Genomic DNA, 15,128 nt, shown 5'->3' with positions numbered 1-15,128 from the left:
TTCCGCCCGCCAAACGCATTGCCTTTCAGAGCATCCTCTGCCCGGACGTTTCCGGCATGAACACTGGCCATGGCTCTTCGCACCCCGGTTTCGAGCATGTCACAATCGGGAGCTGACCGGTGCTATTCTTTGGAGCTACTGCGCTCCTTCTTTCGAGCGTTCAGCGGGACGTGAGGCGCGGTCGCCGCCGGGCGCGGAAAGGTGCTGCGCATAGCCATGCGTCCATGCGAATTCGGTGCTGTAGCTCAAAATCGGACGATAGCCTGCTACTTCCTCGGACCGCAGGATCCGGTCGGCCTTGCTGTCGAGCACGACGAGCCCCGCGCCCTCGCGCACCGCGAGCACCGCATGGTCGGCGCCGCGCGGCTCATCGCGGACGATCACCAGATACATGTCGTCACTCGGCAGGCCGAGGCTTTCGAGCAATTGCAGCTTGGCGATCGCGAAATCCTCGCAATCGCCGCGCCCGCGCGCGAAGGAGCGCGCCAGCGATGCCCAGTCGTCACGGTCGATGTCCTCGGCAAAGCCCAGCCGCGCGTTGACCCAGCCATTGACGAGCCGGAGCTGCGCAGCGCGCTCCTGCGCCGCGGCTTCGCGCAGCATCGGCGTCCATGGGCCATCGCCTGGGGGGCCGGCATCGCGCGCTGCGCGCCAGCGCGCATCGAGCGGTGTCGACGCCACGGCAAGTGCGGCCGAACCGAAGACGTCCGGGCCGGCGGGTCTTGGCGGCGGTTGCGGCGTCTCGTCGCAATCGCTCGCGGGAATCGCGATGACGAGCCCGCTGCCCGGCAATTGTGCCGTGGTTTCGGATATGGCGCTGGCGCAGAAGGATGGTTCCGCCGCCACGGGATCGACCGGCTCGCCGACGGCGCGCACAGGGACGGCAAGCAGCAGCGCTGCAATGACGAAAAAACGACCCAAACCGAAAGGTGCCCCGGGGCTATTTGCGACCTCTTGCGGGTTATGTTCCGCTCCCGCGCCCATCATCCAACATCGTTACGCGAGCGAAAGCCAGCGCCATTCGATGAAGTGGTGCAAATGCGAGTCGGGTGGTACTGGCTGTCGCCGCTTCGCCCATCGGCCGGAACCGCTGACGTTCCGGGGTCGGGGTTTTTGCCGATAGGCGCGCGCGCGTCCGCAACATAGATTTCCGCGCAGGTTATAACCCCCGATTTCGGCAATGGAGCAACCCGATGCGCACCGCGATTGCCATGATACTTCTCGCCGCCAGTACCCCGGCCTTGTCGCAGGACGCCAATGTGCAGACGGTGACGCTCGACAACTTCGTCCGCGCCGAAACCGACACCTATTTCGCCAGAATGGTCGAAGGCGTCGGAATCGGCAAGTTCGATCACATGCGCGAACTGACCCCGATCGACAAACAGACGGTCGTGCGCAGCAACCGCGATACGCTTTATTCCAGCGCGGTGTTCGATCTCGATGCCGGACCGGTCACGGTCACGCTGCCCGATGCCGGAGGACGGTTCAGGTCGTTGCTCGCGATCAACGAGGATCATTATGCGCTGCAGACGATATACGACGGGGGATCGCATCGCTTCACGCGCGAGGCCGCCGGCACGCGCTATCTGCTGCTGCTGGTGAGGACATTCGTCGACCCCAATAGTCCGGCCGACCTCAAAGCGGCCCATGCGCTGCAGGACGCCATCCGCGTCGAACAGCAGAGTCCGGGTCGTTTCGAGATTCCGAAATGGGACAAGGCTTCGCTCACCAAAACCCGTGATGCGATCAACGAAATGACAGACTTCGACATACGACGGGCCTTTGGCACGCGTGAAGAGGTCGATCCCAGGTCGCATCTTATCGGCACCGCGCGGGGCTGGGGCGGGAACCCGCCGAAGGACGCGACCTATGTTGCCGGCAAACCCGATGCGAATGACGGCAAGACGGTGTACCGCCTTACCGTGCGCGACGTGCCCGTGGACGGTTTCTGGTCGGTCAGCGTCTACGACGAAGATGGCTTCTTCGCGCCCAATCCGCAGAACGCCTATTCGCTCAACAATGTGACCGCGGCGAAAGATAGCGATGGTTCGTACGCGATCCAGTTCGGGGGCTGCGGCGGTGGCGTACGCAATTGTCTGCCGATCACCCCGGGCTGGAACTACACCGTCCGTCTCTATCGCCCGCGCGCCGAAGTGCTCGACGGCCGCTGGAAATTTCCCGAACCCCAGCCGCGCTGAGGTTTGAACCCTCCCCTCGTCGCAGGGGAAACCAGTTTATTGCACTGGCGTCAGCTCAGCGGGATAGAGCTGTCGAGCATCGAGCGCGGCTATCGTTGGCGCTGTCACCTTGCAGTATTTCGCCGACGTGCCGATCGTCTTCCTGAGGCGTTTTCCGATCGTCTTTGTATCGCCACTGGATGCCTTTTTCCCGACATCATATTCGTTCCAGGCCACGCTGCCACAGCCCCGGAAGCCAGCGACGATGCGCAGTTCTTTCTTGTTGCGCTCGACGCTCACGACGAGATCTCCCGAGGTGTAGCCCGCCTCGCACTGGTCAGCAGTGCAGGGTTCGTCGCCTTTCCACAGCTGTTTGGCGAACGCCCATATACCCGGCGCCAGCCTGAACAGATCTTCGGGCAGCGCCGGCGTTTCCGCGTCCGCCGTCCGCACCTCTTCGACCTGCTGCGCAGCCAAGGGCATCGCAGCGAGGAGAAAGGCCGCACTGAACGCAGGGAAAAGATATCTCATGCTCAACTGTCCGGCAGGCCCTGAACGACGATTGCGTCGCACGGTTTATTCATCAGCCATTTTCGTACCGGACAGCGCCAGATGCCATCGGGTAAAATCCTGAGGCGAGCGCGTCATTTGATGGCACAATGCGCCGCTACAGCCGGTCGATCGAAAGCCACGCACGGTCGCCGCGCCACCTGCGATCAAGCGCGGCGGTACTTGCGGCGGCGGCCTGCGTATCGCCCATCGACTGCTGTGTCGTCGCGAGCCCGTAAAGCACCCAGCCATTGTCGGGCGAGCGCGCCAGCGCATCAAGGAACGCCTGCCGCGCGCCTTCGCGGTCGCCCGCGCGGTAGAGCGCCGCGCCCAGCGACTGACGCACGGGATAATACCACCAGGGGGGCTCCATATAGGGGAGCTTGTCCTCGACCGCGATCGCTTCGCGGTAGTGCCTGGCCGCTTCGGCATAGCGGCCATGCGCATAGGCAAGCCGGCCTTGCGCGACGTGCTCGGCGATCTGCATCAGATCGGGTGCGGGCATGCCCTGCGCAACCTCGTTCGCGAAATTCGCGGTGGTACGCAGCTTCGCGATCGCCGCGATCTCGGCACCCGCGCGCGCATCGTCACGCTGCTGCGCATAGGCGACCGCGCGCGCATAATGCCGCATCGCGGTCACAAAGGGCAGGCGCGGATCGGGCGCGGGCAGCGCGAGGATTTCCGCAGGCGCGGCGAACTGCGCATAGGCCTGATAGGGCGCGGCATCGATCGCCTGGATCCACGCGATCGCCATCGAAACATCGGGTTCGAGCAGCGCGCGCAGCCGCTGTGCCTCGGCAATCGCGGTCTTCATGTCGCCCAGCATCTGCGCCGAGGCGACGAGGAAATGCACATTGTGCGGGTAATAGCCGTAGCGATAGATGCCCTTGTCGTCCGACGCCTTGAGCCACGCCTCATCGGCGCGCACCGCAGCCACATTGACGCGGATCGAGTCGTCGAAGCGGCCGAGCACGTAATAGATATGGCTTGGCATGTGGACGAGATGCCCCGCCGCGGGCGCAAGCGGCTTGGCCAGCCGGTCGGCCGCCGCCTCGGCGCGCTTCGCGTCGCTCGCCTCGACCAGATGGATATAGACATGCGCGGCCTGTGCGTGCTGCGGATTGCGCGCCATCACGCGCTCGATCAGCGTCACCGCCTCGCCGATCCTGCCCTTGGGCGTGCGCCCGTCGGCTTCCCAGTAGTTCCAGGGGCTCGTGTCCATCACCGCCTCGGCGGCGAGGATCGCGGCGTCGTCATGTTCGGGAAAGCGCGCCGCGACCTTGAGCATCGCCTCGGCATAGGCCATGTCGAGCGCGGCGCGATCTGCGGTTTTCGCGTCCGAATAGCGCGCGCCAAGCGCCTCGATCAGCGCCTGTTCGACGGGTGTCGCGCCCGCCTTCAGCGCGGTCGCGCGGCGCAGCGCCGTCATCGTCGGGGCAAGGCTCGCCGCGTCCATCGGCGCATTGATATTGGGGCCATAGGCGAGCGCCTCGCCCCAGAAACACATCGCGCATTGCGAATCGCGGCGCTGCGCCTCACGAAAGGCGCTGACCGCGCCGCGATGGTTGAAACCGTAGGCGAGCATCAGCCCCTGATCAAAATAGCGCTGCGCCATCGGATCGGCGGCGGTGATCTTGAAGCTCGTGCCGCCAAGCCCCGTCAGTAGCGGCACCGCACCGCTGCCCGGCTGCCCAGCCTGATAGGCCGCGGCAAAGCGGAGCCGCTGCCGCAGTGCGCTTCCCGCTGCCTTGCTACCGCACAGGCTACGCATCGTCCGCGTGGGATCGAGCAGTTCGAGCAGTTGCGGCGATGGCGGCGGTGCGGCGGGTGCGATCCCCATCAGCATGGTTGCGGCGGCAGCAAGCAATACCGGCTTTGCGAAACTGGTCATGACGCGTCTCCACCCTGGCGCGAGGCGGGGACTGTAGCACATAGCCGCGCGCGGTCGAAATGATTGCGCGCACAGAACAACGCCCGCCGGTGGTTTCCCACCGACGGGCGCGCTTTCCTCCCCAGGAAATCAAGGATCGGCCTCGGTCGATCCGCAGCCCCGGCGCAAGCCGGGGTCGGGCATTCAAAAAAAGGCGCATCACCGGCAGGGGGGGCGGGATGGGTCGGATCCCTCAGGGAACCGGTGATGCGCCGTCTCAGGCCTTTCAGGCTGCCTGACTGAACTGGTTCATCGTATTGTCCTTGCCGCCCGCCTTGAGCGCGGCTTCGCCGGCGAAATATTCCTTGTGGTCGTCGCCGATGTCGGACCCCGACATGTTCTGGTGCTTCACGCAGGCGATGCCCTGACGGATCTCCTTGCGCTGGACGCCCGCGACGTATCCCAGCATGCCCTGCTCGCCGAAATACTCCTTCGCGAGGTTGTCGGTGCTGAGCGCCGCGGTGTGATAGGTCGGCAGCGTGATCAGGTGGTGGAAGATGCCCGCGCGCTTCGCGGCGTCGCGCTGGAAGGTGCGGATCTTCTCGTCGGCCTCGGCGGAGAGTTCGCTCTCGTCATAGCTTGCCGCCATCAGATTGGCGCGGTCATAGCCCGAAAGGTCGCGGCCTTCCTTCTCCCACGCGTCATAGACCTGCTGGCGGAAGTTGAGCGTCCAGTTGAACGAGGGCGAGTTGTTGTAGACCAGCTTCGCATTGGGGATGACCTCGCGGATGCGGTCCATCATGCCCGCGATCTGCTCGATATGCGGCTTCTCGGTCTCGATCCACAGCAGGTCGGCGCCGTTCTGTAAGGACGTGATGCTGTCGAGAACGCAGCGGTCTTCGCCGGTGCCGGAGCGGAACTGGAACAGGTTTGACGGCAGCCGCTTGGGCCGCAGCAGCTTGCCATTGCGATTGATGATGACATCGCCGTTGCGTGCGGTCGCGGGGTCGATCTCCTCGCAGTCGAGGAAGCTGTTATACTGGTCGCCCAGATCGCCGGGCTCCTTGCTGACTGCGATCTGCTTGGTGAGGCCCGCGCCCAGCGAGTCGGTGCGCGTAACGATGATCCCGTCCTCGACGCCCAGTTCAAGAAAGGCATAGCGGCAGGCGCGGACCTTCTGGAGAAAGTCTTCGTGCGGCACGGTGACCTTGCCGTCCTGGTGGCCGCACTGCTTCTCGTCCGAAACCTGATTCTCGATCTGCAGCGCGCAGGCGCCCGCCTCGATCATCTTCTTGGCGAGCAGATAGGTTGCCTCGGCATTGCCGAAGCCCGCATCGATATCGGCGATGATCGGGACGACGTGCGTCTGGAAGTTCTCGATCCGCTCGAGGACATCCTTCTCCTTCGCCGCGTCGCCCTTGTCACGCGCGGCGTCGAGTTCGCGGAACAGCAGGTTGAGCTCGCGCGAATCGGCCTGGCGCAGGAAGGTGTAGAGCTCCTCGATCAGCGCGGGGACGCTCGTCTTCTCATGCATCGACTGGTCGGGCAGCGGCCCGAACTCGCTGCGCAGCGCCGCGACCATCCAGCCCGAGAGATAGAGATATTTGCGCTTGGTGGTCCCGAAATGCTTCTTGATCGAGATCACCTTCTGCTGCCCGATAAAGCCGTGCCAGCAGCCCAGCGACTGGGTGTAGTTGGCCGGATCCTTGTCATAGGCGGCCATGTCCTCGCGCATGATCTTCGCGGTGTAGCGCGCGATGTCGAGCCCGGTGCGGAAGCGGTTCTGCAGCCGCATGCGCGCCGCCGATTCCGCGCCAATGCCGTCCCAGGTCCCGTTCTTGGAACCGATCAGCTGCTGCAACTGGGTGATTTCGTCCTGGTACGCCATGTTCCGCTCTCTCATTGCCTTGGGTCGTGCAGCGATCGGTGCTGCGTCTGAACAAAAATTGACAATACGACGGCGCGCAGGCCAGCATATTTTGTCGTTTTTCGTGTGATGACGTGCGCGATGAGCATAATTTTCTTGTCATGTTGTACGTAAATTGACAAATCCGTTTCATGGCTGAACAGAAACTCTTTGCGGGCCATGCCATCAGGCGCCTCAGGCGCGGCGGCGGGCTCACCCAGGCCGCGATGGCCGAGATGCTCGACATTTCGGCGAGCTATCTCAACCTGATCGAGCGCAACCAGCGCCCCTTGTCGGCGACGCTGCTGCTGCGGCTCGCCGAGCAGTTCGATTTCGACCCGCGCACGCTCTCGGGCGATGAGCCGGGGGGTGGTGCCGCAGCGCTCCGCCGCCGGCTCGCCGACCCGATATTCGCCGATCTCGAGATCGATCGCGCCGAGGTCGATGAATGGCTCGCCGCTGCGCCTGCCACCGCCGAGGCCTTTGCGCGCGCCTTCGACCGGCTGCGTGCGGGCGAAGCCGCGGATGCGGGAGAGGCCGACAGCATCGCGCTCGTCCGCGGCGAGATCGCGCGCTGGCGCAACCATTTCCCCGATCTCGACGCGCAGGCCGAGTCGATCGCGGACGAACTTCGGCTGGGCGCGGGCGACCTTTACGGCGCGATCGCCGAGCGGCTGCGCACGCGCCACCAGCTCTCGATCCGCATCCTCCCCGTCGACGTCATGCCCGACCGGTTGCGCCGCCTCGACCTGCATGCGCGCCAGCTCCAGCTCTCAGAGATGCTCGATCCCGCCTCGCGCACCTTCGCCGCGGGGTTCCAGCTCGCGCAGAACGAGGCACGCGCCGAGATCGACGCACTCGTCAGGGGCGCCGGCTTCACCGATCGGGTCGCCGAGCGCCTCTATCGTCGCCATCTGCTCAGCTATTTCGCGGCCGCGCTGATGATGCCCTATGCGCGCTTCCTGCGCGCGTGCGAGGCGACGGGCTATGATGTCGAGCTGCTCCAGCGCCGCTTCGGCGCGGGCTTCGAACAGGTTGCGCACCGGCTCACCACGCTCCAGCGCGTCGGAGCGCGTGGCCTGCCCTTTTTCATGATACGCATCGACCGCGCAGGCCAGGTCTCCAAGCGTCATGAGGGTGCGAGCGCCGCGCCCATCGTCGAATCGGACGGGCGCTGCCCGCTCTGGGTGCTGCATGCTGCCTTCGACCGGCCGGGACGACTCATGCGTCAGCTTGTCGCGCTCGAGGATGAAACACGCTGGTTCACGCTCGCGCGCACCGTACAGCCGCAGGGTGGCCGCTATGGCGGCGTCACCGCCGAATTCGCGATTGGGCTCGGCGTCTCGGCGTCGCTTGCGAGCACGCTTGCGGTTGCGCGCGGCATCGACCTTGGCGGAGAGGCGACGCCGATCGGGCTCGGGTGCCGCGTCTGCACCCGCCAGGATTGCCCGCAGCGCTCGGCGCCGCCCGCGGGCCGCGCGATGCTCGTCAACGAGCGCGAGCGCGGGCTATCGCCCTTCAGCTTTGCGGGCGATTGATACGAGCGCTTCCCGAAAAAGTGGGCACCGGTTTTTCGGCCGAGAAGCGCGCCGACATTAGCTCTGTGAAGCCGCGTCCAGCCTTGCGAGCTGGTCCGCGCTGAGTTCGAGCGTCATCCCCTCCAGCAGTTCGTCGAGCTGCGCGACGCTCGTCGCGCTCGCGATCGGCGCGGTCACGCCGGGCTGCGCGGCATTCCACGCGAGCGCGATCTGCGCGAGCGTTGCGCCCGTCTCGACCGCCAGCGCATCCATCGCGCCCAGCACCCTGCCGCCCCGGTCGCCCAGATAGGGCTGGATGCGCGCGCCGCGCTGGCTTTTCACGAGGTCGCCGATGCCGCGATATTTTCCGGTCAGGAACCCGGCCGCCAGCCCGAAATACGGCAACACGCCCAGACCGGCCTCGATACAGAGCGCCTGCAGCGCTCCCTCGAACCGGTCGCGCGTCATGAGGTTGAATTCGGGCTGGACCACCGAATAGGCCGCAAGTCCGTGCTTCGCGCTGATATCGAGCGCGCTCGCAAGACGTTCTGCGGTAAAGTTCGACGCACCGAGCGCACGGACCTTGCCCGCCAGCACAAGCCTGTCGAATGCTTCGATCACGGCTTGCTGCGGCACGGCAGGATCGTCCTGATGCGCGTAGTAGAGATCGACATAGTCGGTATTGAGCCGCGTGAGCGAGGCTTCGGCGGCGGCCGCGATCCGCGCCGGGGCAAGCCCGCTCCCGCCCTCGCCCGGCATCATGCCCACCTTGGTTGCAATCAGAATATCGTCGCGGCGTCCGCGCTGCTTCAGCCAGCGCCCGATCACGGTTTCGGATTCGCCGCCCCGGTGCCCCGGAATCCACGCCGAATAGACATCGGCGGTGTCGATCATCGTCCCGCCCGCGGCAACGAAGCGGTCGAGCAGCTTGAAGCTCGTCGCCTCGCCCGCGGTCCACCCGAAGACGTTTCCTCCCAGCACCAGCCTGGGCGTCTTCAGCCCGCTGCGTCCCAGCGTCCGCATTTCGCTCATCGCGTGCGCTCCAGCTCCTGAGTGACCTTCTTCACATCCTGCGATTTTCCGCGCGGCAGGATCAGGATGTCGTTGCCGCTCGCGACCACGATCAGGTCGTCCACGCCGACCACCGCCACGCGCGGCCCGTCAGTGCGGATCAGGCAATTGTGGCTGTCGATGACGATCGCATTGCCATCGCAGGCATTGCCGTCGATATCGCAGCTGCTGATCGCATGCAGCGCATCCCAGGACCCCAGATCCGACCAGCCCATGGCAACGGGCACCACCGCCACGCGCTCGGCCTTTTCCATCACCGCATAGTCGATCGAGTCCGCCGGCGAGGCCGCAAAACTCGTTGTGTCGGGATGAATATGGCCCCTGCTGTCGTACGTCGCCGCGTCCATCGCACGCCGCGCTGCGGCAAGCATATCGGGCGCGTGGATAGCGAGCGTGTCGAGATAGGCGTCCGCCCTGAACAGGAAAATGCCCCCGTTCCAGACATGCCCCCCCTTCGCGATCATCTCCTCGGCCGCGCGCCGGCTGGGCTTCTCGATGAACCGGTCTACACGATGAACGCCGGGCGCGATTTCAGCGCCGATACGGATATAGCCATAGCCCGTCTCGGGTTTTTCGGGCGTGATCCCGAAGGTGGCCAGCCACCCCTCCTCGACCGTCGGCAATGCGCGCGCCACCGCGTCCAAAAATGCGTCGACATCGGCAATTACATGATCGCTTGGCATCACGAGCAAGGGCGCCTGCGGGTCGGGCGCGGCGAGCGCGGCGAGCGCGATCGCCGGCGCGGTGTTGCGCGCGACCGGTTCCAGGATCAGCGTTTGCGTCGTGATTCCCACCTTGCCGAGCTGCGCCTCGACGACGTCGGTGTGTACTTCGTTGGCGACGATCATCGGCGCTGCGAAACGCGGATCGCCATGCGTCCTTTGCGCGGTCAGTTGCAGCATGGTTTCCTCGGCGGTCAATGCAAGGAGCTGCTTGGGGCTTTCGGGCCTCGACATCGGCCAGAGCCGTGTCCCCGACCCGCCCGACAGGATTACCGGGATGATGCGATGCTGTTCGCTCATATGCGAAATCCTCCAGACCCGTTCCTAACGCAAAAATTCCCGCCGGAACCAAAAACTTTCACACGGTGGCGCTGCCTTCAGCCTTTCTTTGTAAATTTGAGCGACAGTCCATCTGTCGGAAATTTTTACGCTGCAGATGTGCTGGACGGAAAAGACGCGGTGATCAGGCTGTTCAAACATTACGTGCCGCACGCCGTGCTGTTCCTCGGACTGCTCGATTTCGCGCTGCTGATCGTCGCCGCCGAACTCGGCTGGGTGGTTCGCGCCGATCAGATCGGCATGGCCGTCGAGCCCGTTTCGACACGCGTTCCGCAGTTGCTCGCCTTCGCGATCGCGCTCGAGACGGCATTGGTCGCGGTCGGGGTCTATGGCAGCGAATCGCTCCAGTCGATGCGCTTCGCCGCTGCGCGGCTGCTGGTCGCGATCTCGCTCGGAATTCTCTTCCTTTCGACACTGTTCTTCTTCGTTCCGATGGTCAGCCTGTGGCGCTCCAACCTTATCTACGCGATGGGCTTTGCCGCGGCGCTGCTGTTCGCGCTGCGGCTCCTGCTCGGCAAGACGCTGGGCGGACAGGCGTTTCGCCGGCGCGTCGTCGTCCTCGGGGCGGGCGCGCGCGCCGAGCGGATCAAGGCACTTTCGCGCCGTCCGGGTTCGGGGTTCGCCGTCGTCGGCTTTGTCGGGATGAACGACGGGCCGCAGACGATCCCCGAAGCGATCAACCGCGACGCCATCTACAATCTTGCCGATCACGTCGTGCTGCTCAACACGAGCGAGGTCGTGCTTGCGCTCGAGGAGCGACGCAATGCACTCCCGCTTGCCGATCTCCTGCGCATCAAGACCACGGGCGTCCACGTCAACGAGATATCGACATTTCTCGAACGCGAAACGGGACGCGTCGATCTCGACAGCGTCAATCCGAGCTGGCTCATCTTTTCCGACGGCTTTTCGTCGGGACGCATGTTCTCGAGCATTGCCAAGCGGCTGTTCGACATCGTGGCGAGCGCGCTGCTGCTGCTGCTCGCCTGCCCGCTAATCCTCATCGGCGCGATCCTCGTGAAGCTCGAAAGCCGCGGGCCCGCCTTTTTCCGGCAAACGCGCGTCGGCCTGTTCGGTCAGGATTTCAGCATCATCAAACTTCGCTCGATGCACACCGATGCAGAGGGCGACGGCAAAGCGGTCTGGGCGCAGAAGGACGATCCGCGCGTCACGCGCATCGGTCGCATTCTCCGGATGACGCGGATCGACGAACTGCCCCAGGCCTGGAGTGTGCTCAAGGGCGAGATGAGCTTTGTCGGGCCACGTCCCGAACGCCCCGAATTCGTGTCCGATCTTGAACAGAAGCTGCCCTATTATGCCGAACGCCATATGGTGAAACCCGGCATTACCGGCTGGGCGCAGATCAACTATCCCTATGGCGCGAGCCTCGAGGACGCGCGGCACAAGCTCGAATACGACCTTTACTACGCCAAGAACTACACGCCCTTTCTCGATCTGCTCATCCTCCTCCAGACGCTCCGGGTCATCCTTTGGCCCGAGGGCGTTCGCTAGGTGGCGGCGCGATGATCGCGCTTTTCGGCGAATGGGTGCACGCGGCCGCGGCAATCCTGTTCGGCGCGCTGTGCGTGTGGCAATTGCGGCGCGGTGGCAGTACCGGCCCTCACCGCGCACTGGTCGCGGCGCTTGCGCTGTCGGCAGGCTGGGGCTTTACCGTGGCCGCCACCGGCGCGACCTCGATGAGCGCGGAGCTTACCGAGAATCTGCGCAATCTGGCGTGGCTGGGCTTCATGTTCCTGCTGCTGCGACAGGGGCGACGCGACCATCGCCGCCTGTCGGTCTCGATCCTCTATGCGGTGCTGTCGCTGATCGGGCTCGGCATGATCGCCATCGACCTCGCGCCACTGCTCGTTTCGATCGACGCCGCCGGGCTCGAAGCGGTCCGCCTCTCGCTGCTCGTGCTCCACATGATCATGGCCATTGGCGCACTCGTCCTCGTCCATAATCTCTACACCGCGGCGGCGCCCGAGGCGCGCTGGGGTATCCGCCTGCCCATGATCGCACTCGGCGTGATGTGGACCTATGATCTCAACCTCTACACGCTCGCCTGGCTGGCGCGCGACTGGCCGGTCGAACTGCTCGCGATGCGCGGCCTCGTCATGGCGATGCTTGCGCCGATCTTCGGGCTGGCGGCGCGGCGCAACGATCAGTGGCAGATGCGCCTGTCGCGCACTGTCGCCTTTCAGTCCTTCTCGCTCGCCGCGATCGGCGGCTATCTGGTCGCGGTGGTGCTCGTCACCAACGCGCTCAACTGGCTGGGCGGCGATTATGTCCGCATCATCCAGGTCGTGTTCGTCGTCGGCACCGCGGTGGCTGCACTCGTGCTGTTGCCCTCTGCACGCTTTCGGGCATGGTTCAACGTCAAGATCGCCAAGCATTTCTTCGCGCATCGCTACGATTATCGCGAAGAATGGCTGCGCTTTACCGACACGCTGGGTCGCCCCGCCGAACACGCCGCTCCACTCGACCAGCGCATCGTCAAGGCGGTGGCGGACATCACCGATTCGCCCGGCGGGATGCTCCTCGTTCCCGCCGATGATGGCGGAATGGTGCCGCAGGCCCGGATGAACTGGCGCACCGCCGAGGTCCCGCTGCGCGCGGCAGGCGCCGATCTTGTCCATCATCTCGAAACCACCGGACGGATCATCGAGCTCGACGCGTTGCGTCTCACGTCCGATGGCGATGACGCCGAAGCCGCGCTCGTCCCCGAATGGATGCTCGCCGAAACCGGGGCCTGGGCAATCGTCCCGCTGCTTCATTTCAATCGGCTCCAGGGCGCCGTGCTGCTCGAACGCTCGCGCGTCGCGCGCAAGCTCGACTGGGAAGATTTCGACCTGCTGCGTCTGGCCGGCCGCCAGGTCGCGAGCTATCTCGCCGAGGCGCGCGGCGAGGAAGCCCTCAACGATGCGCGTCGCTTCGACGAATTCAACCGTCGCTTCGCCTTCATCATGCACGACATCAAGAATCTGGTCAGCCAGCTGAGCCTCGTCGCGCGCAACGCGGAGCGCCATGCCGACAATCCCGAGTTCCGCGCGGACATGGTCGCAACGCTCCAGAGTTCGGTCGGCAAGATGAACGACCTCCTCGCCCGGCTGTCGCAGCACAACAAGGGGCGCCCCGAAGAACCGCGCCCCGTCTCCGCCGCGCGCATCGTCGAGGCGCTGGCGTCGGCGCGCCGATCGCAGCATCCCGTAGTCGCGATGGTATCGGGTGATCCGATGCTGCTCGCCGATCCGGCACGTCTCGAACAGGCGCTCGCCCACCTGCTCCAGAATGCGGTCGACGCGAGCCCACCCAATGAGCCCGTAACGCTCAAGGTGGTTGATCGCGGCGAAGAGGTCGCAATCGAGGTCAGGGACATGGGGACCGGCATGTCCGCCGAGTTCATCCGCGCCAATCTGTTCAAGCCCTTTGCTTCCACCAAGGAGGGCGGCTTCGGTGTCGGCGCCTTTGAAGCGCGCGCGCTTGTGACCGCGATGGGCGGGCGCGTCGATGTCGAAAGTCTGGAAGGTCAGGGCAGCGTTTTCACCGTGACTCTGCCCGCCGCCGCCGCACAGTCCAAACACCAAGAATTGCTGGAGACTCCATGACCGCGCCTAAGCCCAAATTGCTGATCGTCGAGGATGACGAGGGCCTGCTGCGCCAGCTTCGCTGGGCCTATGACGATTATGAGGTGATCGCGGCGGGCGACCGCGCGAGCGCGATCGCGTCACTGCGCGCAGAGGAGCCCACGGTCGTCACGCTCGATCTCGGCCTGCCGCCCGACCCCGACGGGACCAGCGAGGGCTTTGCCACGCTCGCCGAAATGCTCGCGATCAAGCCCGATCTCAAGGTCATCGTCGCCTCCGGGCACGGAGCACGCGAGAGCGCGCTGCGCGCGATCGCGGAGGGCGCCTATGATTTCTACCAGAAGCCCGTCGATATCGACGAGCTTGGCCTCATCGTCGGACGCGCCTTCCATGTCCAGCGACTTGAGGCGGAGAATCGCCGCCTCGCCGAATCGGGCGGCGAGGATGCGACGGTGCTCGGCGGAATGATCACCGCGGCGCCCGAGATGCTCAAGGTCGCGCGCACCATCGAGCGCGTTGCCAACGCCGACGTCTCGGTGATGCTGCTCGGCGCGAGTGGTACGGGCAAGGAACTGCTCGCGCGCGGCGTCCACCGCGCCAGCGGGCGGGCGCGTCACGGTTTCATCGCGATCAACTGCGCCGCGATCCCTGAAAACCTGCTGGAAGCCGAGCTGTTCGGTTATGAAAAGGGCGCGTTCACCGGCGCGGTCAAGACCACCGAGGGCAAGATCGAGCTCGCCGAAGGCGGCACGCTGTTCCTCGACGAGGTGGGTGATATCCCGCTGCCGCTCCAGGTGAAGTTGCTGCGCTTCCTCCAGGAACGCGTCATCGAGCGCATCGGCGGGCGCAGACCGATCCCGGTCGACACGCGCATCGTCTGCGCCACGCACCAGAATCTCGAGGCCATGATTGCCGACGGGCGCTTCCGCGAGGATCTTTACTATCGTCTGGCCGAGATCGTCGTCCGCATCCCGACGCTCGCCGAAAGGCCTGGTGACGCGGTCTTGCTGGCACGGCACTTCCTGCTGCGTTTTGCGCGCGAGATGAACCCGCAGGTCAAGGGGCTCGCCCCCGACGCGCTCGCGGCGATCGACGCCTGGGCGTGGCCGGGCAATGTGCGCGAGCTGGAGAACCGGATGAAGCGCGCGGTGATTATGGCCGACGCCAAGCTCGTCACTGCTGCAGATCTCGATCTGCCAGCACGAGTGGGAAGCGACGATGGCGGCGACGTCATCAACCTGAAAGCTGCACGCGAGGGCGCCGACCGCCGCGCGATCCGCCGCGCGCTCGCGCGCAGCGAAGGCAATATCTCCAATACCGCGCGTCTGCTCGGGATCAGCCGCCCCACGCTCTACGACCTGCTCAAGCAATATGACATGCATGCTTGAGCCCG

The 15,128-nt window shown here is 65.1% G+C and carries 11 protein-coding genes; 5 read left to right on the top strand and 6 right to left on the bottom strand.

The annotated features are described in order from the left end of the window. Positions 1-135: 135 nt before the first annotated feature. Positions 136-921 carry a transglutaminase-like cysteine peptidase gene (locus MKI88_RS12990; protein WP_241631813.1) on the bottom strand — a complete coding sequence of 262 codons (786 nt, stop codon included), beginning with the start codon at positions 919-921 and terminating at the stop codon, positions 136-138. A 272-nt stretch (positions 922-1,193) separates the two neighbouring features. On the opposite strand from MKI88_RS12990, the gene MKI88_RS12985 reads away from it, so the two are divergent. After that, positions 1,194-2,198, top strand: coding sequence for a DUF1254 domain-containing protein (locus MKI88_RS12985; protein WP_241631812.1), 1,005 nt, complete (start codon positions 1,194-1,196; stop codon positions 2,196-2,198). Between the two features lie 36 nt (positions 2,199-2,234). Here the strand turns inward: MKI88_RS12985 and MKI88_RS12980 are convergent, their stop codons facing one another. From MKI88_RS12980 to MKI88_RS12970, 3 genes are all read right to left on the bottom strand, one after another. Beyond that, entirely contained in the window at positions 2,235-2,708 is a 474-nt protein-coding gene (locus MKI88_RS12980; protein ID WP_241631811.1) for a hypothetical protein, read from the bottom strand. A 136-nt stretch (positions 2,709-2,844) separates the two neighbouring features. Beyond that, positions 2,845-4,617 carry a tetratricopeptide repeat protein gene (locus tag MKI88_RS12975; protein WP_241631810.1) on the bottom strand — a complete coding sequence of 591 codons (1,773 nt, stop codon included), beginning with the start codon at positions 4,615-4,617 and terminating at the stop codon, positions 2,845-2,847. 265 nt (positions 4,618-4,882) lie between these two features. Continuing rightward, entirely contained in the window at positions 4,883-6,484 is a 1,602-nt protein-coding gene (locus MKI88_RS12970) for an isocitrate lyase (protein ID WP_241631809.1), read from the bottom strand. A gap of 170 nt (positions 6,485-6,654) precedes the next feature. On the opposite strand from MKI88_RS12970, the gene MKI88_RS12965 reads away from it, so the two are divergent. Then, positions 6,655-8,040 carry a short-chain fatty acyl-CoA regulator family protein gene (locus tag MKI88_RS12965; protein ID WP_241631808.1) on the top strand — a complete coding sequence of 462 codons (1,386 nt, stop codon included), beginning with the start codon at positions 6,655-6,657 and terminating at the stop codon, positions 8,038-8,040. A gap of 57 nt (positions 8,041-8,097) precedes the next feature. Here the strand turns inward: MKI88_RS12965 and MKI88_RS12960 are convergent, their stop codons facing one another. Both MKI88_RS12960 and MKI88_RS12955 read right to left on the bottom strand, forming a co-directional pair. Then, the gene (locus MKI88_RS12960) at positions 8,098-9,051 is read right to left on the bottom strand and encodes an aldo/keto reductase (RefSeq protein WP_241631807.1); all 954 of its coding nucleotides are present in this window, start codon (positions 9,049-9,051) and stop codon (positions 8,098-8,100) included. Continuing rightward, complete coding sequence (locus MKI88_RS12955; RefSeq protein WP_241631806.1) at positions 9,048-10,112, bottom strand: mannose-1-phosphate guanylyltransferase/mannose-6-phosphate isomerase; 1,065 nt, start codon at positions 10,110-10,112, stop codon at positions 9,048-9,050. The genes MKI88_RS12960 and MKI88_RS12955 overlap by 4 nt, the downstream gene beginning before the upstream one ends. A gap of 159 nt (positions 10,113-10,271) precedes the next feature. Here MKI88_RS12955 and MKI88_RS12950 point away from each other — a divergent pair, with 159 nt between their 5' ends. The 3 genes from MKI88_RS12950 to prsR are packed head-to-tail and all read left to right on the top strand — an operon-like array spanning position 10,272 to position 15,123. Beyond that, a complete protein-coding gene (locus MKI88_RS12950; RefSeq protein ID WP_241631805.1) occupies positions 10,272-11,660 on the top strand; it encodes a TIGR03013 family XrtA/PEP-CTERM system glycosyltransferase in 1,389 nt (462 codons plus the stop codon). 11 nt (positions 11,661-11,671) lie between these two features. Beyond that, positions 11,672-13,756, top strand: coding sequence for an XrtA/PEP-CTERM system histidine kinase PrsK (gene prsK, locus MKI88_RS12945; RefSeq protein WP_241631804.1), 2,085 nt, complete (start codon positions 11,672-11,674; stop codon positions 13,754-13,756). Continuing rightward, positions 13,753-15,123, top strand: coding sequence for a PEP-CTERM-box response regulator transcription factor (gene prsR / locus MKI88_RS12940; RefSeq protein ID WP_241631803.1), 1,371 nt, complete (start codon positions 13,753-13,755; stop codon positions 15,121-15,123). Before prsK ends, prsR begins: the two co-directional genes overlap by 4 nt. Positions 15,124-15,128 lie beyond the last annotated feature (5 nt).

Source organism: Sphingomonas sp. LaA6.9, from assembly GCF_022601895.1.
In the GTDB taxonomy this organism is placed as follows: domain Bacteria; phylum Pseudomonadota; class Alphaproteobacteria; order Sphingomonadales; family Sphingomonadaceae; genus Sphingobium_A.
The sequence above is the reverse complement of the archived record's forward strand: the minus strand, read 5'-3'. Positions and strand labels throughout refer to the sequence as shown.

Coding starts and splice junctions, on each gene's coding strand:
- MKI88_RS12955 (WP_241631806.1), bottom strand. CDS start 10,112: ATGAGCGAACAGCATCGCATCATCCCGGTAATCCTGTCGGGCGGGTCG.
- prsR (WP_241631803.1), top strand. CDS start 13,753: ATGACCGCGCCTAAGCCCAAATTGCTGATCGTCGAGGATGACGAGGGC.
- prsK (WP_241631804.1), top strand. CDS start 11,672: ATGATCGCGCTTTTCGGCGAATGGGTGCACGCGGCCGCGGCAATCCTG.
- MKI88_RS12985 (WP_241631812.1), top strand. CDS start 1,194: ATGCGCACCGCGATTGCCATGATACTTCTCGCCGCCAGTACCCCGGCC.
- MKI88_RS12975 (WP_241631810.1), bottom strand. CDS start 4,617: ATGACCAGTTTCGCAAAGCCGGTATTGCTTGCTGCCGCCGCAACCATG.
- MKI88_RS12965 (WP_241631808.1), top strand. CDS start 6,655: ATGGCTGAACAGAAACTCTTTGCGGGCCATGCCATCAGGCGCCTCAGG.
- MKI88_RS12970 (WP_241631809.1), bottom strand. CDS start 6,484: ATGGCGTACCAGGACGAAATCACCCAGTTGCAGCAGCTGATCGGTTCC.
- MKI88_RS12960 (WP_241631807.1), bottom strand. CDS start 9,051: ATGAGCGAAATGCGGACGCTGGGACGCAGCGGGCTGAAGACGCCCAGG.
- MKI88_RS12980 (WP_241631811.1), bottom strand. CDS start 2,708: ATGAGATATCTTTTCCCTGCGTTCAGTGCGGCCTTTCTCCTCGCTGCG.